Origin of the sequence: Streptomyces ambofaciens ATCC 23877 (genome assembly GCF_001267885.1) — a bacterium.
Lineage (GTDB): Bacteria > Actinomycetota > Actinomycetes > Streptomycetales > Streptomycetaceae > Streptomyces > Streptomyces ambofaciens.
Genome location: NZ_CP012382.1, coordinates 4,663,868 through 4,688,146, shown reverse-complemented (window position 1 = coordinate 4,688,146; position 24,279 = coordinate 4,663,868). Strand labels below are relative to the sequence as shown.

19 protein-coding genes and 1 riboswitch are annotated in these 24,279 nt (G+C 73.8%); of the genes, 8 read left to right on the top strand and 11 right to left on the bottom strand.

The genetic code is table 11. From position 1 onward, the window contains the following. Positions 1 to 3: 3 nt before the first annotated feature. Together SAM23877_RS20960 and SAM23877_RS20955 are read left to right on the top strand one after the other, a co-directional pair. A complete protein-coding gene (locus SAM23877_RS20960) occupies positions 4 to 474 on the top strand; it encodes a VOC family protein (protein ID WP_053135458.1) in 471 nt (156 codons plus the stop codon). A 152-nt stretch (positions 475 to 626) separates the two neighbouring features. Continuing rightward, complete coding sequence (locus tag SAM23877_RS20955) at positions 627 to 1,601, top strand: M28 family metallopeptidase (protein ID WP_053135456.1); 975 nt, start codon at positions 627 to 629, stop codon at positions 1,599 to 1,601. Between the two features lie 30 nt (positions 1,602 to 1,631). Here the strand turns inward: SAM23877_RS20955 and SAM23877_RS20950 are convergent, their stop codons facing one another. Then, positions 1,632 to 3,116 (bottom strand): hypothetical protein, encoded by a 1,485-nt coding sequence (locus SAM23877_RS20950; RefSeq protein ID WP_053135453.1) that lies wholly within the window; start codon positions 3,114 to 3,116, stop codon positions 1,632 to 1,634. 309 nt (positions 3,117 to 3,425) lie between these two features. Between SAM23877_RS20950 and SAM23877_RS20945 the strand changes: the two genes are divergently transcribed. Next, positions 3,426 to 4,028 (top strand): flavodoxin family protein, encoded by a 603-nt coding sequence (locus SAM23877_RS20945; protein WP_053135450.1) that lies wholly within the window; start codon positions 3,426 to 3,428, stop codon positions 4,026 to 4,028. Positions 4,029 to 4,094: 66 nt separating this feature from the next. Here the strand turns inward: SAM23877_RS20945 and SAM23877_RS20940 are convergent, their stop codons facing one another. From SAM23877_RS20940 to SAM23877_RS20925, 4 genes are all read right to left on the bottom strand, one after another. Next, positions 4,095 to 4,985: an ABC transporter permease gene (locus SAM23877_RS20940; RefSeq protein ID WP_053135447.1), complete on the bottom strand. Its 891-nt coding sequence runs from the start codon at positions 4,983 to 4,985 to the stop codon at positions 4,095 to 4,097. Further along, complete coding sequence (locus SAM23877_RS20935; RefSeq protein ID WP_053135444.1) at positions 4,972 to 5,955, bottom strand: ABC transporter ATP-binding protein; 984 nt, start codon at positions 5,953 to 5,955, stop codon at positions 4,972 to 4,974. Before SAM23877_RS20935 ends, SAM23877_RS20940 begins: the two co-directional genes overlap by 14 nt. A 37-nt stretch (positions 5,956 to 5,992) precedes the next feature. Continuing rightward, positions 5,993 to 7,207, bottom strand: a complete 1,215-nt coding sequence (locus tag SAM23877_RS20930) for a LolA family protein (RefSeq protein WP_053135440.1) — start codon at positions 7,205 to 7,207, stop codon at positions 5,993 to 5,995. Positions 7,208 to 7,615: 408 nt separating this feature from the next. Then, positions 7,616 to 8,626, bottom strand: coding sequence for a polyprenyl synthetase family protein (locus SAM23877_RS20925; protein ID WP_053135438.1), 1,011 nt, complete (start codon positions 8,624 to 8,626; stop codon positions 7,616 to 7,618). A gap of 749 nt (positions 8,627 to 9,375) precedes the next feature. Beyond that, a riboswitch (cyclic di-AMP (ydaO/yuaA leader) is annotated at positions 9,376 to 9,543 on the top strand. Positions 9,544 to 9,548: 5 nt separating this feature from the next. On the opposite strand from SAM23877_RS20925, the gene SAM23877_RS20920 reads away from it, so the two are divergent. Beyond that, on the top strand, positions 9,549 to 10,040 hold the full coding sequence (locus SAM23877_RS20920; RefSeq protein ID WP_053135435.1) for a transglycosylase SLT domain-containing protein: 492 nt from the start codon (positions 9,549 to 9,551) through the stop codon (positions 10,038 to 10,040). A 27-nt stretch (positions 10,041 to 10,067) separates the two neighbouring features. On the opposite strand, the gene SAM23877_RS20915 is transcribed toward SAM23877_RS20920, so the two are convergent. Then, positions 10,068 to 10,877: an HAD family hydrolase gene (locus tag SAM23877_RS20915; RefSeq protein ID WP_053135432.1), complete on the bottom strand. Its 810-nt coding sequence runs from the start codon at positions 10,875 to 10,877 to the stop codon at positions 10,068 to 10,070. A gap of 285 nt (positions 10,878 to 11,162) precedes the next feature. Here SAM23877_RS20915 and SAM23877_RS20910 point away from each other — a divergent pair, with 285 nt between their 5' ends. The 3 genes from SAM23877_RS20910 (at position 11,163) to SAM23877_RS20900 (ending at position 14,445) form a co-directional block, all read left to right on the top strand. Beyond that, positions 11,163 to 12,227 (top strand): GNAT family N-acetyltransferase, encoded by a 1,065-nt coding sequence (locus SAM23877_RS20910; protein ID WP_244902983.1) that lies wholly within the window; start codon positions 11,163 to 11,165, stop codon positions 12,225 to 12,227. Between the two features lie 29 nt (positions 12,228 to 12,256). Further along, on the top strand, positions 12,257 to 13,606 hold the full coding sequence (locus tag SAM23877_RS20905; RefSeq protein ID WP_053135426.1) for a glycosyltransferase family 2 protein: 1,350 nt from the start codon (positions 12,257 to 12,259) through the stop codon (positions 13,604 to 13,606). 83 nt (positions 13,607 to 13,689) lie between these two features. Continuing rightward, positions 13,690 to 14,445 carry a polysaccharide deacetylase family protein gene (locus SAM23877_RS20900; protein ID WP_053142708.1) on the top strand — a complete coding sequence of 252 codons (756 nt, stop codon included), beginning with the start codon at positions 13,690 to 13,692 and terminating at the stop codon, positions 14,443 to 14,445. Positions 14,446 to 14,463: 18 nt separating this feature from the next. On the opposite strand, the gene SAM23877_RS20895 is transcribed toward SAM23877_RS20900, so the two are convergent. The 5 genes from SAM23877_RS20895 to SAM23877_RS20875 form a co-directional block, all read right to left on the bottom strand. Further along, positions 14,464 to 15,597, bottom strand: coding sequence for a glycoside hydrolase family 26 protein (locus SAM23877_RS20895; RefSeq protein WP_053135423.1), 1,134 nt, complete (start codon positions 15,595 to 15,597; stop codon positions 14,464 to 14,466). After that, a complete protein-coding gene (locus SAM23877_RS20890; protein WP_053135421.1) occupies positions 15,594 to 16,046 on the bottom strand; it encodes a hypothetical protein in 453 nt (150 codons plus the stop codon). The genes SAM23877_RS20895 and SAM23877_RS20890 overlap by 4 nt, the downstream gene beginning before the upstream one ends. 143 nt (positions 16,047 to 16,189) lie before the next feature. Then, positions 16,190 to 18,493, bottom strand: coding sequence for a glycosyltransferase (locus SAM23877_RS20885; protein WP_244902982.1), 2,304 nt, complete (start codon positions 18,491 to 18,493; stop codon positions 16,190 to 16,192). Between the two features lie 39 nt (positions 18,494 to 18,532). After that, positions 18,533 to 21,175: a lipopolysaccharide biosynthesis protein gene (locus SAM23877_RS20880; protein WP_053135417.1), complete on the bottom strand. Its 2,643-nt coding sequence runs from the start codon at positions 21,173 to 21,175 to the stop codon at positions 18,533 to 18,535. Next, entirely contained in the window at positions 21,168 to 22,412 is a 1,245-nt protein-coding gene (locus SAM23877_RS20875; RefSeq protein ID WP_053142706.1) for a DegT/DnrJ/EryC1/StrS family aminotransferase, read from the bottom strand. Before SAM23877_RS20875 ends, SAM23877_RS20880 begins: the two co-directional genes overlap by 8 nt. Positions 22,413 to 22,890: 478 nt before the next feature. Here SAM23877_RS20875 and fahA point away from each other — a divergent pair, with 478 nt between their 5' ends. Then, complete coding sequence (fahA, locus tag SAM23877_RS20870; protein ID WP_053135414.1) at positions 22,891 to 24,123, top strand: fumarylacetoacetase; 1,233 nt, start codon at positions 22,891 to 22,893, stop codon at positions 24,121 to 24,123. Positions 24,124 to 24,279: the final 156 nt, after the last annotated feature.

Below are 24,279 nucleotides of genomic sequence, written 5' to 3'. Positions count from 1 at the left end.
TACATGACATCGACCTCGTCACCCGCCCCCGTGCACTTCAAGATCGTCATCGATGCCGCGGCTCCGCACGCCCAGGCGGACTTCTGGGCCGCCGCCCTCCACTACGAGGTGGAGGACAACAGCGCCCTCATCGAGAAACTGCTGGGCTTCGGGGCCGTACCGGCCGAGCTGACCGTCGAGTCCCACGGCCGCCGCGCCTGGCGGGACCTGGCCGCCGTACGCCATCCGGACGACCCGTGCCACGAGGAGAGCGGTGCCGGGCTGGGGCGGCGGCTGCTGTTCCAGCGCGTACCGGAGGCCAAGACCGGCAAGAACCGGCTCCACCTGGACCTGCACCCGGGCGAGGGGCGGCGCGAGGCGGAGGTCGCCCGGCTGGAGGCGCTCGGGGCGAGCGTCCTGCGGCAGGTGAAGGAGCAGGGCGGGGAGTGGGTGACGATGGCGGACCCGGAGGGCAACGAGTTCTGCGTCCACTAGGACGGGCCGGCGACCAGGGGTTCCCGATATCCGCAAGGTGGTGGCCGGATAACGGTCTTGACGACGGGTCAGTCCCGGCCACACCATCCAGGCACCCCATTCACTGCGGAGTCCCCTCCCCAGGGCCTCCCTAGGAATCCGGAGCCCCCCACATGAAGCTCCCCCTTTCCGGGCGTTCACTGACGGCCGGCGCCGTCGCGGTCGCCACACTCATGACCGGCGGTTCGGTGGCCGGCGCGGCCTCCGCCTCCGAGCACGCCGCGTCCGCCTCCGGGCCCGCGGCCGTCGCCGCGGCGCCCGACATACCCATAGCCAACGTCAAGGCCCACCTGACCCAACTGCAGTCGATCGCCGCGGCGAACGGCGGCAACCGCGCCCACGGCCGCCCCGGCTACCAGGCCTCGCTCGACTACGTGAAGGCCAAGCTGGACGCGGCCGGCTTCACCACCACGGTCCAGCGGTTCACCGCCTCCGGACGCACCGGCTACAACCTGATAGCCGACTGGCCGGGCGGCAACGTCGATCAGGTTGTCATGGCCGGGTCACATCTGGACAGCGTCTCCTCCGGTGCCGGCATCAACGACAACGGCTCCGGCTCGGCGGCCGTCCTGGAGACCGCCCTCGCCGTGGCCCGCTCCGGCCACCAGCCCGCCAAGCACCTGCGCTTCGCCTGGTGGGGCGCGGAGGAGCTGGGCCTGGTCGGCTCGCGCCACTACGTCAACAGCCTCGGCTCCGCCGGGCGCGCGAAGATCAGCGGCTACCTGAACTTCGACATGATCGGTTCGCCGAACCCCGGCTACTTCGTCTACGACGACGATCCCACGATCGAGAAGACCTTCAAGGACTACTTCGCCGGCCTCGGCGTCTCCACGGAGATCGAGACCGAGGGCGACGGCCGCTCCGACCACGCGCCCTTCAAGAACGCGGGTGTCCCCGTCGGTGGCCTCTTCAGCGGCGCCGACTACCGCAAGACGTCGGCCCAGGCCGCCAAGTGGGGCGGCACCGCGGGGCAGCCCTTCGACCGCTGCTACCACTCGTCCTGCGACACGACCGCCAACATCAACGACACGGCCCTGAACCGCAACAGCGACGCCATCGCGTACGCGATGTGGGAGCTGTCCCGGTAGACCGGGCGGCCCGCCGCGCAGGCCGTCCGGTCAGCCGGCCGCGGTGCGGGCGCGGGCGCGCTCGGTGAGGCGGCCCATACGGTTGCGGGCGGTCTCCAGCTCCTCGGCGTCGTCCGCGGCCGGGCCCTCCTCGGCGGCGAGTCCACCCCACAGGCCGACCAGTTCGCGGCCCAGCTCCAGGCCCCGCTCCGGGTCGCGAACGGCCCGCCAGGCGGTGGCCGCGCTGCGGACGTTGCCGTAGGCGGCCTCGGCGTCGCCCGCGCGGTGGTGCGTCCGGGCCAGGTCCATGGAGAGGTGGAAGGCACGTTCCGGTTCGCCGGACAAGTAGGCGATGTAGGCGCAGAGTTCGCGGAGCCGGAGTACCTCGGGGTGCTCCGGCCCCAGCGTCGTGGAGGCGTCCCCCACGGTCCGCTCGGCCAGCCGCGCCGCCTCCTCCGTACGCCCCTCCTTGACGGCCTCGTTGATACGGGCGGTCGGCTCCGCGAGGAGCGCGGGGGCGGTGGCGTCACCGGGCGCGGTGAGCGGTCCGTCCCCGAGCACGGCCTCGGCCACGGCATCGAAGCCGCGGGCGGGGGTGGGGGTGGGCCTGGGCCCCAGCTCGGCCGCGGCGGCGAGACCGAGGTCGACGACGGGGACGGGAGCGGGAGCGGAGACGGGCGCGGGAGCGCGGGGCGGTTCGGGGGCTGGAGTCGGCTCGGGCTCGGGCGCGTGTCGCGGCTCGTACTCGGGCACGTCGAGCGACTCGTGCGCCTGGCGCGACTCGGACTCGGCATCGGTGACCGGCTCGGGCCAGGCGACGGGCTCGGGCGCGGACGCGGGCACCGGGACGGGCGCGGGCGCCGCGACCGGCTTCGAACCGGCGGCCACTGCCGGCCCGTCGACCGCCGCCCGCCCGACGGCGGGCCCCGCCGTGGGCCGGGGGTGCGCCTGCTCGGTGGTTCTGGCCACGGAGCCGCCGTCCATCCGGGGCGGCGGCCCGAAGACCCCCGTCGGCGGCGCGACCGTACCGGGCGCCGCGCCCCCCGCCGGTGCGGCCAGGGCGCGCAGGGTGAACGTCGGTGCCGCATCACCGGCGGGCGTCCGCCGCGTCTCGGGCGCCGGCGACGGGTGGGACGCGGCGGTACCCTCCGTCACCGGTTCCACCGCGCGCAGGACGTGCGTGGGCCGGTCCCGTCGTACGGGCTTCTCCGCGGGGGCCGTCGGGACCGGTTCCGCGGCGAGGTGGCTGGAGCCGTCGGGATCGACCCGGAGCGGGACGGAGCAGCCGATGCGCTCGTCGTGAATCGTGGCGAGGACGGGCCGGCCCGCCGCCAGGGCGAGGCGGTGCAGGCGGTTCAGGACGGCGTTCTGGATCTCCTCGCCGGGCGCCGCGACGACCAGCGCGCCGTCGACCGAGGCGCTGCGTGCGCCGGGCTCCGCCGCCGGCACGCGGACCTCGATCGGCGTCGCCGCAGGGGCGGGCGGGCGCTCGGCGCCCTCGTGGCCCCGTTGCTCCTCGCGACCGAGTCGAGACATCGTTCCCCCACTCATCGGCGGCTTCCGTCGGCGGTTTCGGTTTCCGCGCCGTCCAGAGCCTGTCATGCCTGTCGTACACCTGCCGTCGAGTCTCTCCGCTCGCTCCCCCTTCTCGCGTCACCGGGGTGTCACAGGCTCGTTCCAGGAGGTCACACCGGTGTCGGCGCGTCGACGCTCGAAGCCGGGCGTCCGCCCCGGCCGCCCGCCCGCGCTCGCGCGCTCGGACAGGGAGACCCATGGACAGATAAATGCGTACGCATATAATGCATGTGCTGGTATCCGCGCACGACAACCGTTCCGGGGGACCTCATGACCCGCCGATTCCTCTTCCTGCTGGGCAGCAGCCGTCCCGACGGCAACACCGAGCTGCTCGCCCGGCGCGCCGCCGAACAGCTGCCGTCCGGCGTCGAGCAGCGCTGGATCGACCTGGCCGCGCATCCACTGCCCGAGTTCGAGGACCTGCGCCACGACAGCGACCACGCGCGCCCCACGGAGGGCAGCGCCGGCCTGCTCCTCGATGCGACGCTCGCCGCGACCGATCTCGTGATCGCCTCGCCGCTGTACTGGTACTCGCTGTCCGCCCCGGTCAAGCGCTACCTGGACCACTGGTCCGGCTGGCTGCGCACCCCCGGCCTGGACTTCAAGGCCACCCTGTCCGGCCGCACCCTGTGGGGCGTCACCGCGCTGGCGCACGAGGAGCAGGAGGTCGCCGACCCGCTGATCGGCACCCTGAACAACTCGGCGGCCTACATGGGCATGCGCTTCGGCGGAGTGCTGCTCGGCAACGGCAGCAAGCCCGGGGACGTCCTGCGGGACACGGACGCGCTGACACGGGCCAAGACCTTCTTCGCGCGGGAGGCGCCGCTCGCCCGTTTCCCGTACGAGCGCACGGACGCCGTGTCCGCGAGGTGACGCCGTCGGCCGTGCGCACCTCACCCCGCCGCCGCGAGGTGAGGTTCGCGGCGGTGGACCGAGCGGTTACGAGGTGATGTCCTTCGCCGTGAACCGGGCCCAGGCCGCCGAACCGAACACCGCGGCGTAGAGGCCCTGGAGGCCCAGGTTCCGCACCAGGTCGTCCCAGTGGACCGGTTCGCGCATGAGGTCGGCGAAGGACAGCCAGTAGTGCGAGAAGAAGTACGGCTGGACCGCGTCGAGCTGCGGGATCTGGTCGAGGATCTGGACGGTGATCAACAGTCCGACCGTCGTCGCCATCGCCGCGATGCCGCTGCCGGTCAGGGTCGACACGAACAGACCGAGGGCCGCGACGCCGAGGAGCGAGGCGGCGACGACCAGGGCGATCAGCAGCGCCCGTCCCAGGCCCTCGGCGTACGTGATCCGGGTGCCGGAGATGGTGACCAGGTCGCCGACCGGGAACAGCAGCGCTCCGACCGCGAGCGCCGACACCGCGACGACCAGGGTGGCGGCGAGGCAGAAGACGATCACCGTCGCGTACTTGGCGAGCAGCAGCCTGGTGCGGCCGGCCGGGGCGACCAGGAGGTAGCGCAGCGTGCCCGCGCTCGCCTCGCCGGCGATCGCGTCGCCCGCGATGACGCCGACGGCCATCGGCAGGAAGAACGGGAGCGTCGCGGCGAGCGCGGTGAAGACCAGGAAGAGACCGTTGTTGCTGACCTGCGAGATGAAGGCCGGCCCCTGGCCGCCGCCCCCTCCACCGCCGTCGCCGAAGGACGCGCCGTCACTCGTCTCGATCTTCACGGCGATGCCGACCAGGACCGGTACCGCGGCCAGCACGCCGAGCAGGGCGAGGGTGCGCCAGCGCCGGAAGGTGATCCGCAGTTCGCTGCTCAGCAGCCCGAAGGTCCACAGCGCGCTCGGGGCGCGCACCGCACTCCGCGTCTCAGCCCGCGACATCGAAGCCCTCCCCGGTGAGCGCCACGAACGCGTCCTCCAGCGAGGCCCGCTCCACTGAGAAGCCGCGGACCCGGACACCGGCCGACACCAGCGCGGCGTTCAGATCGGCGAGGTCGCGGTCGGGGGGCTCGGCGCTCACCCGGTCCTCGGCGATCACCACGTCCGCGGCCCCCTGCTCCTTCAGCACCCGGGCGGCCTCCCCCGCGTCCGGGGTGGTCACCACCAGCCGGCCGCGCGCCCCCGCCGCCAGGTCGGCGACCGCGCCCTGGGTGATCAGCCGCCCCCGGGCCATCACCGCGGCGTGCGTGCACACCTGCTCGATCTCGTCCAGCAGGTGGGAGGAGAGGAAGACGGTGGTGCCGTCGGAGGCCAGTTCGCGCACGAGGGCGCGGATCTCGCGCATGCCCTGGGGGTCGAGGCCGTTGGTCGGTTCGTCCAGGACGAGCAGACGGCGCGGCTGGAGCAGCGCCGCGGCGAGCCCGAGCCGCTGCTTCATGCCGAGCGAGTACGCCTTGGCCTTCTTGCCGGCGGCGGCCGCCAGGCCCACCCGGTCCAGCGCCTGGGCGACGCGCTCGCGCCGGGTGCGCGGGTCGGCGGTCGGGTCGGCGGCGTCGTAGCGCAGCAGGTTGTCGCGTCCGGAGAGGAAGCCGTACAGGGCCGGGCCCTCGATGAGCGCGCCGACCTGGGGCAGCACGGTGCGGGCGGCGCGCGGCACGGGCCGGCCCAGCACGCGCGCGGTCCCCGAGGTCGGCTCGATCAGCCCCATCAGCATCCGGATGGTGGTGGTCTTGCCGGAGCCGTTGGGGCCGAGGAAGCCGAAGACGCTGCCCGCCGGGACGGTCAGGTCCAGACCGTCGACGGCGAGCTGTCCGCCGCCGTAGCGCTTGGTGAGCGCGCGGGTGGCGATGACGGCGTCGTCCGCGCTCCCCTGGTCCGGGCGCTCCCGCTCCGCGGCGGACGCTTCGGCCATCGGCTCCCTCTCTCGTCGTACGGGGACGGCGGTGCCGCTACTTCGCGGCGTCGGCCGCCTTGACCAGCGCGTCCTTGGTGACGGCACCGGCGTAGACCGTGCCGTCGTCCGTGATCAGCGCGTTGACCAGGCGGGTCTTGAAGACCGTGCCGGAGCCGAAGTCGCCCTTGACCTGGTCGCCGAAGGAGCCGAGGAAGCCGCCGAGACCGCCGCCCGCGGCAGCCGTGGGCAGGCCCTGGCCGCCGGTGTCGAAGGTGGCGATCGAGTTCCAGCCCTCCCCGATGACCTCCAGGCCGTCCGTCCGCTCGGCGAGACCGCCTTCGGCGCGGTGCCCCCGCTCCGGCGCCCGGGCCGCCTCGTCGTCCTCGGTGACCTTCGCGCCCTCGGGCGGGGTGAAGTCGAACGTCGACGCGTCCGGCTTCGCGAAGCTGACCTGGGTGAAGCCCGCGTCCACGACGGCGGCGCCGCCGCTCGCCGGCGTCAGCGTGAACTTCAGCGGCATGCCGGTCCCGGCGTCCACCGCGACGGTGACGGCACCGACGGTGGAACCGGACTGCTTGGGCTTGATCACCAGCCGGTAGGCGTCCCGGCCGGCCACCTGCGCGGTGCCGTCCACGGTCACCGAAGTGGTGTCGTCGACCGCCTTGAGCGCCTGGTCGGCGAAGTCCTTCGGGGTGACCGGCACCTCCTTCTCCCGCTGGCCGGCGGCGTCGGGGGCGGTGGAGTGGTACACCTCGTTGGACCCGCTGTCGTAGCCCCAGACGTCCTTGCCGTCGTGGATCAGGCTGTACTCCGCCGCGTTCTCCAGCAACGACAGCTTCTGCCGGTCCGGACCGTCGGCGGCGACCCGCAGCGTGTGGGTGCCGGAGACCAGCTCGGTGAGCTTGGCCGACGGGTCGGCGGCGGAACCGTCCTCGTCCTTGCCGGCGCCGGGAGCGCCGGACATCCCGGACATCAGACCGCTCTCCAGGCCGCCGAGGTCCGGCAGGCCCAGGTCCGTGCTGATCTTGACGGTGCCGGACAGCTGTTCGACGTCCGACTTGGCGATCTTCTCCAGCAGTTGCTCCGCCGTGATCTTGGGGAGGTCGGGGTCCCCGGAGTCGGCGAGCGCGGGGACCAGGCCGATCGTCGCGGCCGCCACTCCCATCACCGCGACCGGGACGACGTACCGCGCGGCCTTGCGCCGTCCGGCACGCGCCTCCTCGCCCTCCCCGGCGGCCATCGTGCTGTCCTCGGAATCGATCGGTGCCATGTGTGCCCTACCTCCGTCGTCGGCGGCGGCTCTCTCGCGACCTCGCACGCGTTCTCTCACCCGTGAGCCGCCATTCTCACCCGAATCGGTGAGGATTGGTGTTTTCCGTGATGACCATCTGACCAAATCGGCCGGGCACAAGCGTCAGACCGCGGGCTCAACTCCGCGTACTCCTGCGGGATGACACGGAGGGGCGGCGCCTCCCCCGGCCCGTAGGGGTGGGGTACGCCGCCCGACGGCGGGAGGCACCACCCGTCACCGGCCGCGGCACACCCGCACCCCGGGCCACGGCACCGACGACGGCAGCGACACGCGCATCGAGGCCGGCACCGACACCATCACCGGCCACCCGCACCGGCACCCGCACCGGCCACCGGCCACCGGCCACCGGCCACCGGCCACCGAGGCTCAACCGGCCCGGTGCACCACGGCCTCGCAGAGTTCGACCAGCGCGGTCTTCGCGTCGCACTCCTTGAGCGGGGCCAGCGCCGCCCGGGCGTCCTCGGCGTACCGGACGGTGTCCCGGCGCGCCTGCTCCAGCGCGGGGTGGGCGCGCAGCAGGCGCAGCGCCTCCGCGTGCCGTGCGTCGTCGCTCAGGTCGGAGTCCAGCAGCTCGCACAGGGCGACGTCCTCGGCGAGCCCCAGCCGGGCCGCCCGCTCGCGCAGCCGCAGCACCGGGAGGGTCGGGATGCCCTCGCGCAGATCGGTCCCGGGTGTCTTGCCCGACTCGTGGGAGTCGGAGGCGATGTCCAGGACGTCGTCCGCGAGCTGGAAGGCGACACCGAGCCGCTCGCCGTACTGGGTCAGCACGTCCACGACCGTCTCGTCGGCGCCGGACATCATCGCGCCGAACCGGCAGGAGACCGCCACCAGCGATCCCGTCTTGCCGCCCAGCACGTCCAGGTAGTGATCCACCGGGTCACGGCCGTCCTGCGGTCCCGCCGTCTCCAGGATCTGGCCGGTCACCAGCCGCTCGAACGCGAGGGCCTGCACACGGACCGCCTCGGGACCGAGGTCGGCGAGGATCTGGGAGGCCCGGGCGAACAGGAAGTCGCCGGTGAGGACCGCGACCGAGTTGCCCCAGCGGGTGTTCGCGCTGGGGACGCCGCGCCGCACGGTGGCCTCGTCCATCACGTCGTCGTGGTACAGCGTGGCGAGGTGGGTCAGTTCCACGACGACCGCCGAGGGCACGATGCCGGGAGCGTAGGGGTCGCCGAACTGGGACGCGAGCATCACGAGCAACGGGCGGAACCGTTTGCCTCCCGCCCGCACCAGGTGCTGGGCGGCCTCCGTGATGAAGGGCACCTCGCTCTTGGTTGCCTCGAGCAACCCTTCCTCGACAGCAACCAATCCGGCCTGGACATCGGCTTCCAGAGCCTGGTCCCGCACGCTCAGCCCGAACGGCCCGACGACGGTCACGAGGGGTCTCCTGTCTGCTGGTGTCTACTGGCGATTACCTGGTTTGTCGATAGGTCGCTGCCACCACTCAAGTCAGCGTATCCGGTCACGTTTCGATCACCGCTAGCGCCCACCGTTACAGGCCGGTCGGTATCGGATCATGCGCGGCAAGTTTTTGATCAGGCGATATGAGCAGATATTGATCGACATCACTGGAGGGACGCGACCCGGAACGCGAGCGGGCCGGGAGCCGCCAAGGAAGATCCCACCACTCCCCCCAACGGCCCGCGCTCCGAGAACGTCACCCACTCGCCACACCCCACTCCCGCCCGAACGGATGCCCGCACAGCGCGCGGGAACACCGGACGGAGCGGGACACGGCGCGCGACCCCGGCAAGGGAACGCACGCCGGCCGGCACCACCCGATCACCGGCCGACCACCGGCCGGCCGCCGGGCCGCCTCTTCCGGCCCTCCCCACCTGCGGGCGGTTGACGCCCAGTTGGGATTAATGCCCGATTTGCCGCTCTTATTGAGGCCCGTGAGTTGGCTCACGCCGTTCCCCCTGTAGGCAACCCTGCCGCCGACCGCGCCCTCCCTTTGTCCCGCAAGCCAGTTGAGGCTTGGCGGACGCAAAGGATCAAGCACCCCAAACACCCCGGATCAAGGTCAACATGGGCGTGGGGTGATTCCTGCACTTGTTCCGGACATGTGCTCTCGCATACGTTCCCGGCCTGTCGGGCGGACGCCGAATCCTGCCACCGCCCGAACGCACAGTCATCCACCAACAAACTCGCAGGCAGGAGCGGGGGACCCAGGTAAGTCGCCGCACCGGTCACCACCGGAGCGGCTCGGGGTGAAGCCGTACCCGTCAGGGCGCGGCCGGGCACCTCCCCGCCCGAACCCGACAGCTCACCTCGCAGGCGTAAGGAGAGGGACTCAAGCATGTCTGCCAACGGTCAGAACCGTCACGCCCGGACCGCCCGCATCGCCCGCCGGCTCGCCGTCGCCGGCACCGGCGCCGCCGTGCTCGCCCTGCCGCTCATCGGTGCCACCGGCGCCTCCGCGGCCACCCCCGCCGCCGCCCCGGCCGCCGCCACCGCGGCGACGACGTACCCCGACAACCTCGACGGCTGGATCCGCGAGTCGCTCGACGTCATGGCGCAGCACGGCATCCCCGGCTCGTACGAGGGCATCCACCGCAACATCATGCGGGAGTCGTCCGGCAACCCGCTCGCCATCAACAACTGGGACATCAACGCCGTCAACGGCACCCCGTCCAAGGGCCTGCTCCAGGTGATCGACCCGACCTTCCAGGCGTACCACGTGCCCGGCACCTCCTGGGACCCGTACGACCCGGTCGCCAACATCACCGCGGCCTGCAACTACGCGGCCGACCGGTACGGCTCGATGGACAACGTCTTCGGCGCGTACTGAGCCGCACCCCCCGCGGCGGCGGCCGCGCTAGGGGGTACCGAAGATCCGCTCGAGGACGACGGCCACGCCGTCGTCCTCGTTCGTGAGGGTGACCTCGTCGGCCACCGCCCTGAGTTCGGGGTGGGCGTCGGCCATGGCGACCCCGCGGGCGGCCCAGTGGAACATCGGGATGTCGTTGGGCATGTCCCCGAAGGCGATCGTCCGCCGCCGGCTCTGGCCCAGGCGCTCGGCGGCCAGGGCCAGACCGGTCGCCTTGGTGATGCCGCACGGCTGGAGCTCCACCGTCCCCGGCCCCGACATCGTGACCGTGGCCAGGGAACCGACCACCGCGCGCGCCGTCGCCGCCAACTCGTCGTCGCCCAGGTCGGGATGGCGCAGCAGCACCTTGCTGATCGGTGCCTCCCACAGCTCGTCGCGCCGCTCGACCCGTACCGCGGGCAGCGTCGGGTGGGGCATCAGGTAGCCCGGCTCGATGAGCGTGAGGCCGTCGACGCCGTCCTGGTCGACGGCGGCGTGCACCTGCCCGACCTCGGCCTCGATCTTGCCGAGCGCGGTCTCGGCCAGCTCCCGGTCCAGGGTGACCGACCACAGCATCCGGTGCGCGCCGGCGTCGTACACCTGCGCGCCCTGTCCGCACACCGCGAGCCCCGTGCAGCCGAGACGGTCCAGCAGGGACCGTACCCGGGGTGCCGGCCGCCCGGTCACCACCAGGTGCCGCGCACCCGCCTCGGCCACCCGTGCCAGAGCGGCCAACGACCGGTCGGAGACGGTGTCGTCGCCGCGGAGCAGCGTGCCGTCGAGGTCGGTGGCGACGAGTGAATACGCGGTGCGGTCCATGATCAGAGAATACGGACACCGCACCTGTCCGACTCACCGGCGATCGCATCCGAACGAGGACGCGCGAGTACGGCACAAGTGCGCACGAGTAGGGCGCAAGTACGCGCGAGGACGCACGTTCGTGTCCGGAACCTGGCACATCACCGGCTAAGGCCGGTTCAAGGCCTGTGCACCGATTGGCAACAAGATGGCCCGCCGCCTACCGGCCGCGGGCCCCCGGGGGTACCTTCCTGTTGTCCAGGGGGACTTGATCGGGGGGTCGGGTTGAACGGCGGACGTGTGCGCGTGCTCAGGCCGCAGGAGCTGGGCGAGGGGGAACGGGAGCACTGGCGCGAGCTGCGCGCCAAGTCGGGGGCGCCCCGCAATCCCTTCATGGAGCCGGAGTTCACCGACGTCGTGGGCCGGGTACGGCCGCGGGCGCGGGTGGCCGTGGTGTACGAAGGCGGCGAGGCGGCCGGGTTCCTGCCGCACGAGCGCGGGCCGCTGGGCCAGGGGCGGGCGATCGGACTCGGGGTCTCGGACTGCCAGGGCGCGGTGCTGCGCCCGGGCCTCGTCCCGGACACCCGCCGGCTGCTCAGGGCCTGCTCCCTGTCGAGCTTCGCCTTCGACAACCTGGAGGCGGACCAGGAGCTCTTCGCTCCGTTCGCCGCGGAGGAGCACACCACGTACGTCATCGACGTGGAGAAGGGGTACGAGGCGTACGAGCGTGTGCTGCGCGCCCGGTCGCCGAAGTTCCTGAAGACCACGCTCGCCAAGGAGCGCAGGCTGGGCCGCCGGGCCGGGGACCTGCGCTTCGTGTTCGACGAGCGCGAGCCGGCCGCGCTGCGCACGCTGATGGAGTGGAAGTCGGCGCAGTACCGCAGGACGGGGCGCCGGGACCGGTTCGCGCGGGAGTGGATCAGCCGGCTCGTGGCCCGGCTGGCCGAGACCCGGGCACCCGAGTGCACGGGCACGCTGTCCGTGCTCTACGCCGGCGGCCGGCCGGTCGCGGCCCACTTCGGGCTGCGTTCGGCGACGGTCCTGGCCTGCTGGTTCCCGGCGTACGACCCCGGCTTCGCCAAGTACTCGCCGGGGCTGGTCCTGCATCTGCGCATGGCCGAGGCGGCCGCCGCCGAGGGGATCGGCGTGCTGGACATGGGCCGGGGCGCGGCGGAGTACAAGGACTCGCTCAAGACCGGCGAACTGCCCGTGTACGAGGGCGCCGCCACCCGCCCGGGGGCGGGCGCCGCACTGCACTGGCTCGGCCGCGAACCGGCCCGCCGCGCGCACGGCTTCGTGCGCGACCGGCCCCGGCTCGCCTCGCTGGCGGTACGGACGCTCAAGGGCGCGGCCCGGCTGCGCCGGTCATGACGGAGGGCAACCACGAGGGGGGTGGGCGCATGGCCGGCGTGCGGCGTGCGCGGCAGGAGACACGACGGGAGATCGCGGAGTTCCTGAGCATCGGACCGGTGCAGGTCGCCGAGCTGGACCTCGGCGACGAAGGGCCCATGCTGAGACCGGGGCCGGGCAGCCCGCCGGTGACGTCCGGCGCGGTGTTCCTCCTGGTGAGGCGGGCGGGGCGGCCCGTCGGCACGCTGCTCGGGGAGGTGCCCGAGGGCGCCGATCCCACGCGGGTGCTGGCGGCGCTCGCCCGGGAAGTGCCCCGCGGGGCCGCGCCCGGGCCGTCGCCCGCGCCGCCGTCCGCCAGTGTCGTGGTCGCCACCCGGGAACGCGCGGACCAGCTCGCCCGCGCCCTGGACTCCCTGCTCGCGCAGGACCACCCGGACTTCGAGATCGTCGTCGTCGACAACGCCCCCGAGACCGAGGAGACCCGGGAGCTGGTCGAGCGGAAGTACGGGGAGCGGGTGGGCTACGTCCGCGAACCGGTCCCCGGGCTGGCGATCGCGCACAACCGGGGGCTCTCGGCCGTACGCGGCGCGGTGGTCGCCTTCACCGACGACGACGTGGTCGCGGACCCGCGCTGGCTCACCGAACTGACCGCGCCCTTCGCCGCCGACCCGCGCCTGGGCTGCGCCACGGGGCTGATCCTGCCCGCGCGGCTGGGCACCCCCGCCCAGGTGCTGCTGGAGAGCCACGGCGGCTTCGCGAAGGGCTTCACCCCCCGGACGTACGACCCCGAGCGCCCGCCCGCCGACGAACCGCTGTTCCCCTTCACCGCGGGACGCTTCGGCTCCGGCGCCAGCATGGCCTTCCGCACAGAGGTGCTGCGGGCGGTCGGCGGTTTCGACCCGGCGACCGGCGCGGGCACGCGGGCGCGGGGCGGCGACGACCTCTACGGCTTCGTCCGCGTCCTCGCCCAGGGCCACCGGCTGCGCTACACCCCCTCGGCGCTGGTCTGGCACCACCACCGGGAGACCTGGCGGGACCTGGAGACCCAGGCGTACGGCTACGGGGCGGGCCTCACCGCCTACCTCACGGCGATCCTGGTGAACCGGCCCGCGCTGCTGCCCGCCCTCCTCGCCCGGGTGCCGGGCGGGCTGGCGCACGCGCGGGCGCTGACCGCCGTCCGCGCGACCGAGGCGCGCGCCGCCGACGTGACCGCGGCCGGTGACCCCGACGCCGGTGGCGGCGCGGGGCCCGTGACGGGGGCGCCGGGTGGGCACGACTCCCGTACGCATCCCTGGCCGCGGCGCCTGGCACGGCTACAGCTGCGGGGCATGCTGTACGGGCCCGTCGGCTACCTGCGCGCTCGTCGCGCCCTGCGCACGGTCGGACGGGAGGCGGGATGAACGAGGGCGCGCGAGCGGGTGCGGCGCGGGAGGGCGGCCGGGCGGCGGCCGGGCACATCCCCGTCTTCCTCTACCACGCGGTGATGGACGATCCGCCTTCCTGGATCGCCGAGTTCACCGTCACTCCCCGGGACTTCGCCGCTCACCTGGACGCGATCGTCGACAGCGGCCGGACGCCCGTCACCATCAGCGGGCTCGCGGACCAGCTGGCCGGGAGGGCGCCGCTGCCGGCCCGGCCCGTCCTGCTCACCTTCGACGACGGCTTCGCCGACCTGCCCGGCCGCACGGCCGAGGCACTGGCCGGGCGCGGGCTGCCCGCGACCGCCTACCTCACCACCGGGGCCATCGCCCCGGGCGGTCGCAGTCTGCTGCCACCCGCTCCGATGATGACCCTGGACGCGGTGCCGGAGCTGGAACGTTCCGGCATGGAGATCGGCAGCCACACCGTCACCCACGCCCAACTCGACACCCTGTCCGCCGAGCGACTGGCCCGCGAACTGCGCGACTCCAAGGCCGTGCTGGAGGACGCCCTCGGCCACCCGGTCCGCCATCTCGCCTATCCGCACGGCTACAACAGCGCGCGGGTACGCGCCTCGTCGGCCCGCGCCGGGTACGAGACGGCGACCGCCGTGCGGCACGCCCTGAGCTCGGACCGCGACGAGCGGTACCGCATCGCCCGGCTCATCGTGCGGCGGAGCCACACGGTCGCCGACGTCGAGGAGTGGCTGGCGGGAGGGGGTGCCCGCATCGCCCCCTACCGGGACGGGCCCAGGACGGTCGCGTGGCGGTGGTACCGGCGGGGGCGCGCCATGGTGCGGGGGCCGGAGTTCGCCGGCTGACCGCGGGCGCCGCCCCCGTCAGCGCCGCGGCTGGTTGAGGTGCGGGTCGGCGGCCGCCTCGCGCAGGGCGGCCCACGCCCGGTCGCCCTTCACGGCCAGGTCGCAGTGGGGTCCCGGGTCGCGGTAGTTCCACTGGAGGGCGGCCTTCACCCCCTCCAGGTCCTTGAGCACCCGGGGCACCTGTGCGTACCAGTCCGCCTGCCGGTCCGGGCGCTTCGGGTCCGACGCGCTGCCGAACTCCGAGAGCATCAGGGGCTTGTCGTCGGAGAGGTGGGCGCGGATCCAGTCGTGGGTGGCGTGCTGGGTCTGCGCGAAGCTCAGCCAGTCCGCCCGGTGGCAGAGGTAGTAGTTGTACTGGTTGTAGCCGATCCAGTCGACGTACTCGTCCCCGGGGTACATCCGCTCGAACAGGTCGGCGTGGTCCAGGTAGCCGGTGATGATCCAGGTCCACACGACGTTGTCGACGCCCAGCTCGCGGAAACGGTCGTGGATGTGCCGGTAGGCCCGGACGTAGTCGGCCGGTGTGCCGTTGTCCGGCGTACGGGTGTCCATCTCCAGGTCGAAGGAGAGGAACACCTTCTTCCCCGTGCGCCGCCCGTACTCCCCGATGCGCCGGGCCTGGACGTCGATCACGGAGTCGTCCAGCGCGCCGGCGGCGATCCGCCTCCAGGTGGGCTGCTGCTTCTTCGTACCGCCCCACCACTTGCTCTCCCAGGAGAGCAGCAGCATGCGGTCCGCGCCGACGCGCTGTTCCTGCTCGGTCAGGAGCTGGCCCTCCAGGCGGGTTTCCGTGACCGCGGACATGTCGTGGTAGGTGTAGACGATGTCGAGTCTGCGGCCGACGTTCTTCTCGTAGGCGCGCACCTTCTCGGCCAGGTCGGACTTGTCGTGCGGCACGAAGGCGCCGAACCAGGCGCCGCAGGGGGGTTCGAGGAGCGCGGTCGGGCGGCACCTCCCGGCGCCGGCCGGGCCGGCCGGTCCGGAGGCGTCGCGCAGGGCGAGCACCGCGATCAGGACCGCGCAGGTGGCCGTGACGGACAGGAGCAGCAGACGGCGCCGGCTCCTGTGGGTCTCGGGGACTCCGGGGCGGCGATGCCGTCCGGTCGTCGTCGGGTCCGCGGACGTGCGGCGGGCGGGACGGGCGAACCTCACAGAGTGGAACCCTTCCGTGTCCTCGGCGCCGTCCCCGGCGCCGTCCTGGGCGTCGGGGAGGCACGCAGGCGCGGGCAGAACGCGGCGAGCGTGGTCAGCAGGGTGAGCGTCAGCAGCACCCGGTCCCCGCTGAAGGCCTGCGCGGCTATCAGCACCGTGGCGACCAGCATCGCGGCGCTCACGCTCAGCAGGACGGCCAGCATCAGCGCTTCCAGCAGGTCGGAGTGGCGTTCGAATGCCGAGTCCCGGCGTTCCACGGGGCCCTCCGCACGCCGGGCCCGCAGCGCGGGGCCGCAGACGCCGACCAGGGCGGCGCCCGGGCCCACGGCCAGGAAGGCCGCGACCGCGGCGCCGCGCAGGGGTGAGCCGCCGGGCAGGGCGAGCGCGGCGAGCGCCAGCCAGCCGCCGAACGGTGGCAGCATCCGGATCACGAGGTGCTGGGGTGTCATCACTCGCTCCCTTCTTTCTTGGCTTTCGGCCTTCGCAGCTTTCTTGGCTTTCTTGGCCTTCTTGGCCTTCTTGGCCTTCTTGGCCTTCTTGGCCTTCGGCCTTCCTGGCCTTGTCGGCCTTCGTGGCCGCTCGGCCCGGCGGCTCAGCTCGCCGGTTTCAGTGCGTAGAGGACGCCGGCGCTGTTCTCCGCCACGCGCTCGAACCGCGACGACTTCGCCACGGACTCCCGGAGGCGTCTCAACTGGGCCTTGTCCAGCTGTCCGTTCATCTCGGAGTTGGCCACCTGGCCCTGGGTGAGCAGGAAGTAGGCGCGGGCCGGTGCCTCCACGGCTGCCATGTCCCGGGCGAGGACGGCGGCCGGGTCGCGCACGATCTCGTCGACGTGACGCCGGTCGTCGTCCAGGAACCAGTAGTGGTCGACCCGCCAGTACTGCTCGTAGGCGAGCGGGTAGTTCCGGTTGGCGGCGACGACCAGGGAGTCGTCGGGTGCCTGGTCGAAGAGGTGCCGGACGAGGGCCACCTCGTCGGGCGGGAAGTAGTTGATGCGGTCCTTGCCGGAGTAGCTCGGCACGAAGGCGAAGGTCCCGGCGAGCAGCGCGAGCAACGGCACCCACGCGGCGTACCGCAGCGGGGGCGACGCGGGCAGGGGGAGGCGGCGACGGCGCCGGGCGGGGACGACCCGCGAGGCTCCCCCCGCCTCCCGCGCGGCGGCGTCGGCGGCCAGCGTGCGGACCTTGGGCAGCAGCGCGGCGGCGGCGAAGAACGCGGCGCCGGGCAGCATGAAGAGCAGGACCCGGAAGATCATCTCGCTGCCGTAGCTGCTCGCCACGAACATCGGCAGCGGGGCCGCCGCGACCAGCAGCAACGGCATCGCCCGGTGCCGCAGTACCCGCTGACGCAGGACGCCGGCCAGTGCGAGCAGCAGCACGGAAGCCGACAGCAGCCGGGCCGCCCAGGAGGTCGCCACGGCGCCGGTGCCGGTGGGCGTGGCCCCGTAGCCGGTCTCGACGTTGGCGCCGACGTCACCGATGGAGCGGATCATGTCCGGCATGGCGGCGGACAGGAAGGGCAGTGCGGCCGTCAGGCACCAGGCCAGGAAGAGCACCACCGTCGTGGCCACCGGGACCCAGTGTCGGTGGCGTCGGGTGAAGGCCAGCGCGACGAGCGTGACGACGAGCATGCCGGGGGTGAGTTGGTGCGAGACGACCACGGCGGTGACCAGCACGCTGAGCAGTACGGTCCACACCGCCTGCCCCGGCCGGCCGCGCCGTCCGCCGGGGCGGCCGAAGCGACGCAGGACGACCGCGATGACGCCCAGGTGCAGGGCGAAAGCGACGGACTGCGGTGAGAAGTAGTCCTGCCCCACCCAGTTGCCGACGCAGAACAGCCACACGGCGGTCCAGATCAGCCGTCGGTCGGCGGTGAAGGTGCGGTAGATCAGCAGCAGCGGAAGCAGCAGCATGACGCTGGAGACCAGCGGCCACCAGGCCATGTACATCGCGGCGTTGTCCACGCCCAGCAGCCGCACCAGCGCGGCCTGGGCGGCGAAGAAGCCGGGCCACTGGTCGTAGACGGCCATGTCGCCGAGCTGGTCGGCCGTCTGGAGGCCGCCGGAGGTGAGCAGGTGGTCGATGACCGCGTCGTGCTTCCACGCCCACGCGTACAGCGGGGCCGGGTAGAGGACGGCCTGGGTGGCCCGCTCCATCACCAGCAGGCCGAGCACGTACGCGAGCGACCAGCCCTCGCGGCGGCTCGGGTCGCGCACCGTGAACCAGAACCCGGCGGTGAGCACCGCGAGGCCGGCCCAGAACGTGGGGTGCAGGGCGCTGAGGAGGCCGAAGTCGTCCAGGGCGGAGACGTCGGTGTGCCGCATCGCGTGGACCCACAGGGCGAGCGCGACGACCAGGGGGACGGCCGGCCAGGCGGCTGCCGCGCGGGCCGGCCAGGCGGCGGGGGCGAGGTCGGACAGATCCGTCACGGGCGGCTCGGCGGCGGAGCCGGTGGGCTCCGGGACAGGGGGTCGGTGGGCGCGTGCGGCGGTGTGCCGGACCGGGCGTGCGGATGCTTCCTGGGAGGTCGTGGCCGCCGACTCCTGCGAGGCCGTGGCGACCGGCTCGGGCGGGGTGATGCCGCCGTGCTCACGCCCCGTGATGCCGCCGGGCTCACGGCCCGGGGTGCCGCCGGGCTCACGGCCCGGGGCGACCGGCCCACGCGCGGTGCGCTTCTCCCGGGCTTCCGGCGCATCCGTGGGCGGCGGGGCGTCCGTGGGCGGCGGTGCGTCCGAGGGCTGCGGGGCGTCCGTGGGCGGCGGGGCGGCCGTAGGCCGTGCGTCCGAGGGCGGTGCGTCCGAGGGCGGCGGTGCGTCCCGGTCCGGCGCGTCCGGGGTTTCTGGCCCGGGTGCGGGCTCTGGTGCGGATCTCTCCCGCGGAGTGGTTGGCGGACGCACGTCGGTTCCTTCCCCCTGGCGATTCGGCTCTGGGCTTGATCAGTGCCTGGACATGCCGTTCGGTCTGGTGCGGTGCGGGGGCTCCGCCTGGTCCGCCGGGACGGCCGGGCGGCGCGACGACAGGAGCAGGACGACGAGAACGAACAGCAGGAGGAGGGGCGGCCCGACCGGCGCGAGCTCCTGACGCCAGACCCAGCCCCCCACCGCGGCGAGGTACAGAACCCCCCAGCGTCCCTGCCACGGCAGCCGACCGCCCGCCTTGGCGAGCAGCAGCCACAGCGGTACGAGACACAGCAGGTGCAGGACGAGCGGAACCCAGCGCAACAGCGTGCCGGGCCCGTCGAGACCCATCGCGTCCGCGAGGACCCGGGCCGTGTCCGCGTAGAGCGTCCCGCCCACCGGCTCCGGTGGGCGGCCGAGGGCGACGGGGGCCGCGTGCAGGGCGAGGACGGCGGCCCCCAACGAGGTGCCGGGCAGCCAGGGGTCGGGCGCGGCGCACAGGGTCACGGACGCCACGAACACCACGAGCAGCAGGGCCCCCGCGACCAGCGCCGGCAGGGGCAGCCCCCGCAGCAGCTCGCGCCCGGTGAGCTCGGCTCCGGCGTCGGCCCCGGACGCGGCCCCCAACCAGGGCAGCCCGCGCGACGCCACCAGCAGGACCACCGCGGCGGCGCCGACCAGCAGCCACAGGACCGGCCGAAGACGCCGCTCGGGGAACGGCCCCGAGTCGTCCGCCCCGCCGAAGCCGGCGCCGTCGGCGTGGACGTCGCCGCGATCGAGGCCGGGGCTGCCGTCGGGGCCGTCGTGCCGGCCGGCCCCAGAGCCGGCGCGGCCGTCGTCGGGTCCGGTCCCGGGGCCGGCGTCGAGGCCGCCGCTCCCGGGGCCGGCCTCGTCGTACCGGACCCCGGGGCCGACCTCGTCGTACCGGACCCCGGGGCCGGGCTCGGGCCCGGAGCCGGTGGCGGTGCGGGCGCCCGTACCGGATCCAAGCTCCTCGGGCGAGGGGCCGGGCCCCGGCTGTCCGGGGCCGGGCTCGCGGGACACCGGTGGCGCTGCACCGGGCTCGGCTTCGGCCTCGGGGTCCCTGGGCCGCCGGACGATCACCGCGAGGGTGTCCGCCTCCAGGGCCTCCCGTTCGTAACCCGGGCGCCCTATGAACAGGGCGACCGTGTCCTCCCCCGTCCGGCCGGACCGCCCGTCCTCGTACGCCGCCCGCCGCGCCCAGCTGGTGCCGTACCCGGCGGTGGCGTTCAGCCGCGCCCAGTGGGTGCCGTACGAGGTGCCGGGAGCGGACTCGCGGTCGCCCCCGGATCCGGGGCCGCCGGAGACGCCCGGACCCGCGGTGCCGCCCGACCCGGTACGCCCGGCTCCGTCGGTGCCCCGCAGGGTGGCGCGCAGGCCGGGCGCGCAGCCCACGGCGACCACGGTCATGCCCCCCAGCACCGCCCAGCCGGCGCCCGCGATCCCGGCCGGCGTGAACAGCAGCGTGGCGCTGCCCAGCACGAGGACGCACATGGCGCCCTGCACGGCGGCGAGCATGCCCGTGCGCCCCTGGACGCGCAGCACGCCGATGTACAGCTCGACCACGATCCTGGGCAGCGCCCCGACGGCCAGCAGACGCAGCACCGTGGACCCGTGCTCGGCGTAGTCCGCGTCGAAGGGCGCGAGGATCTGCGGGGCGAAGACGACCAGGAAGAGCACCACCGGCACCAGCAGCAGCGTCATGCGGCGCAGCGCTCCGCGGACGCCGTCGGCGAGGCGGCGCGGGTCGTGCGAGGCGTGCGCGGTGAGGGAGGAGGCCATGTTGATGGCCATGAACTCCATCGTGCCGCCGACGGTGTACGCCACGTAGAAGTAGCCGTTCTGCGCGGCGCTGAAGTTGACGGCGACCATCACCGGCAGCACGTTGATCATCGCCAGGCTGAACAGCGCGCCCAGCGAGTCCCCGGCCAGGAACCGTCCCATCTCACGGGTCCTCGGCGGTTCCACGTCGTGGTCGGCGGCGGCCTGGCGCGGGATGAGCCTGCGGAAGATCAGCCAGCCGAGGGGCAGAGTGGAGAAGGCGATGGCCACGGCCCAGGAGACGAAGATGCCGAGCACCGGGAGCGTGGTGGCGAAGACGGCCAGCAGGATCAGCTTCCCGACCGAGAACACGGCGTTCCCGGCGGGCACCCACTCCGCCTTCCGCAGCCCGGTCAGCACACCGTCCTGAAGGGTGAGCAGCGCCCAGGCCACACTCGCCGCCACGAACAGCGTGCCCGCCGCCGCGGTGCCCAGTGGCGCGTAGGAGGCGCCCCACAGGTCCAGGGTGAGCAGGAAGACGACCGCGGCCACGGCCACGACCACCGAGCTGGCCGCGTACGCACGCCACACCAGCGGCCCGGTCGCCCGGCCGGCGCGGGGCACGAAGCGGACCACGGCGCCGATCATCGTCGTCGCCGTGATGCTGGCGAGCAGCCGCATGGCGGCGATGGCGGCGGAGCCCTGTCCGACGGCCTCCTCCGAGTAGTAGCGGGCGGCCACGAGCCAGAAGCCCAGGCCGAGCACGGCGGAGACGCCGGTGCTGAGCATCAGGAAGTAGGCGTTCTTGAAGAGCGAGTCGTCACCGTGCCCGCTCCGGGGCGGCTTCGAGCCGTCGGCGGCGGGTGCCGCGGCGGTCTCGTGCACCTGGGTCTCAGCCACCGGACGGAACCAGCCCCTCCGGTGCCTCGGCCGGTCGTGCTCCCGACTCCTCCAGTGCCGCGACGGCCGCACGGGCGTGCAGCGGATCCACGGGGAGCGCGTGCCGCGCGAACCAGCGCGCCCCCTCGGGGGACGGAGAGGGGTCCGTGAAGGCCGCGCCCGCGTAGTCGTCGAGCGGCGGGTCGTAGAGGTAGCCGACGACGATGCCGCGCCGGGCCAGCGCGCGGACCGCCGCGTCCCGGTCCGCCAAGAGCAGCGGCACCCGGAACAACGGCTGCGTCCCACCGGACGGCCCGCTCGCCGACGGCCCGCTCCCGGGCGGCCCGCTCGCCGACGGTCCGCTCCCGGGCGGCCCGCTCCTCGGCGCCTCCCACCCGGCCGGCCTCGCCCAGCGTGTCGCGAGCAGCAGCTCGGTGCCCGACCGGCACCTCGCGAATACGTCGTCCAGCCCGTCGAGCCGCCGCGCGACGCGCCCGAGCCGGAACCGGCCCGCCCGCAGCCGGTAGTCGTGCATGTCCACCCGGACCCACGGGTCGTGCGCCGCCAGGTCCGGTGCCGAGGCGACCGCGCGGGCCAGCTCCTGCGGACGCAGGGGCATCCGGATCTCCTCGCGCTCCATCCGCCCCAGCAGGCGCATCGTGGCCCAGGCCGCCCTCCGCAACCGCAGCCCGCGCACCGCGGCCTCCGCGTACGGCCTTACGGCGTAGGCGAGTTCGGCCGTCGTGCGGCGGGGCAGCAGCAGCTCCTCGCAGGTCTTCCCCAGTGCTTCCCGCAGCTCCGGGTCGGCGACCGCGAGGATTCCTCCGGCCTTGGCGCCGACGTGCTTGGACAGGCTGAAGACGGAGGCGTCGCCCCAGGCTCCGACCGGTCGCCCGCCCACCTCGCTGCCGATGGCGTGCGCCGCGTCCTCGAACAACGGGATGCCCAGGGCGTCGCAGCGGGCCCGCAGTCCGGGCGCCGGGTCCGGATTCCCGTACAGGTTCGTCGTCAGTACGGCGGACAGCGATCCCCACGTCTCCCGGGGCACGGCATCGATGTCGATGGAGGCTTCCGAGGGGTTCAGCGGCGCCTGGACCGGCCGCAGTCCGGCCGCCAGGACGACGAAGAAGATGACGTCGTCGTTGACCGGCGACATCAGTACGCGGCCGCCCGGCGGGCACCAGTGACGCAGTGCCGCGTACAGCCCGAAACGGCATGACGGTACGTACACGCATTCCCGGCCGAGCCGGCCGCGCATGGTCTCTTCCAGCCGCTTCCTCGGCCGCGAACCATCCCGCACCGAACCCGGACCGGCCTCCCCGATGGCCATCCGCCCCCCTGGTGCGCCCTTGCAGGCCCCCTCCCCGAGGCCCGCCGGCACCCGCCCAGAGTCGCCCCGTTCGCACCGGTCCGTCAAGATTGCGTACCGGCCTGTGGACAACTTCCCGTGTCCGCGCGGCAGCGGAGCGCCACGCTCTCCGTCGTTCACGCGGGCGTGCGCCTGCGGTGAGGACGCCGCCCCACCGGCCCCTCCGCTCGCATGGCGCACCGGTGGACGGGCCACTCCCCGCACGTCAGCCCGCCTGTGCGCGCTCTCCCCCGCCACGCACCACCCCCTCACGCCCGCACTGCCCAAGACCGGTATGTCACCCGTAACGTGTGGCCGGGCCACGAACCGCGTGGCGCACCCGGCGCGCACGGCGCACATGGCGAGCACGAAAGCGAGGCACCACCCGATGCCCCCCTTCGATGTCCCCGAGGGCGACCCCTTCGGCCCGCACAACCTTCCGTACGGCGTGTTCTCGATCCCCGGCACGCAGGAGCGGACGGTGGGCGTCCGGCTCGGCGACCACGTCCTCGACGCCGGCGCGGCGGCCCACGCGCTCGGGTCGCCGTACGCCTCCCTGCTCGCCCGGCCCACCCTCAACCCGCTGCTGGCGGCGGGCCGTACCGCCTGGTCCGACGTGCGGCGCGCGCTGACGGCCTGGGTGACGGTCCCCTCCCACCGCGAGACCCTGGAACCCCTGTTCCACCCCCTGTCGTCGGTGACCCTGCACCTGCCCTTCGAGGTCGCGGACTACGTCGACTTCTACGCCTCCGAGAACCACGCCCGGAACGTCGGCCAGATCTTCCGCCCCGACGCCGCGGACTCCCTCACCCCGAACTGGAAGCACCTGCCCATCGGCTACCACGGCCGCTCCGGCACGGTGGTGGTGTCCGGAACGGACGTCGTGCGGCCCTCCGGTCAGCGCAAGGCGCCCACCGACCCCGCGCCCGTCTTCGGACCGTCCGTCCGCCTGGACATCGAGGCCGAGGTCGGCTTCGTGGTGGGCGTGCCGTCCGAGCTGGGCAGCCCGGTGGCGCTCGGCGACTTCCGCGAGCACGTCTTCGGGCTGTGCCTGCTCAACGACTGGTCGGCGCGGGACGTCCAGGCCTGGGAGTACGTCCCCCTCGGCCCGTTCCTCGGCAAGTCCTTCGCCACGTCGGTGTCGGCCTGGATCACGCCGCTGGACGCTTTGGAGGACGCGCGGGTGACGCCGCCGGAGCGCACGCACGAGCTGCTGCCCTACCTCGACGACACGGGCGGGCGGACCGACGAACCCGGCGGCTACGACCTGCGGATCTCCGTCGCCGTCAACGGCCACGTCGTCTCCGAGCCGCCCTTCTCCACCATGTACTGGACGGCCGCCCAGCAACTGGCCCACATGACCGTGGGCGGCGCGTCGCTGCGCACCGGCGACCTCTACGGCTCGGGCACGGTGAGCGGGCCGGCCGAGCGGGAGCGCGGGTCGCTGCTCGAACTGACCTGGAACGGACGCGACCCGCTGGACCTGCCCGAGGGCAAGCGGACGTTCCTCGAGGACGGGGACGTGGTGACCCTCTCGGCCTGGGCGCCGGGGCCGGGCGGCACCCGGGTGGGACTCGGCGAGGTGACCGGGCGGGTGGTCGGGCGGTCGGACGGGCGGTGACGTCCGCGCGTCCGGACTCGATGTCCCTCGGCGGCTGACTCGCACCGCCCGGCACCGTCATACTGGCGTCGGGCGGTGTGCGCGCGGCACGCCCGCCTCCCGGCCGCATCGGAGCGGTGACCGACCCGGAGCCGCACCCCGCTCCGGTCGCCGCAG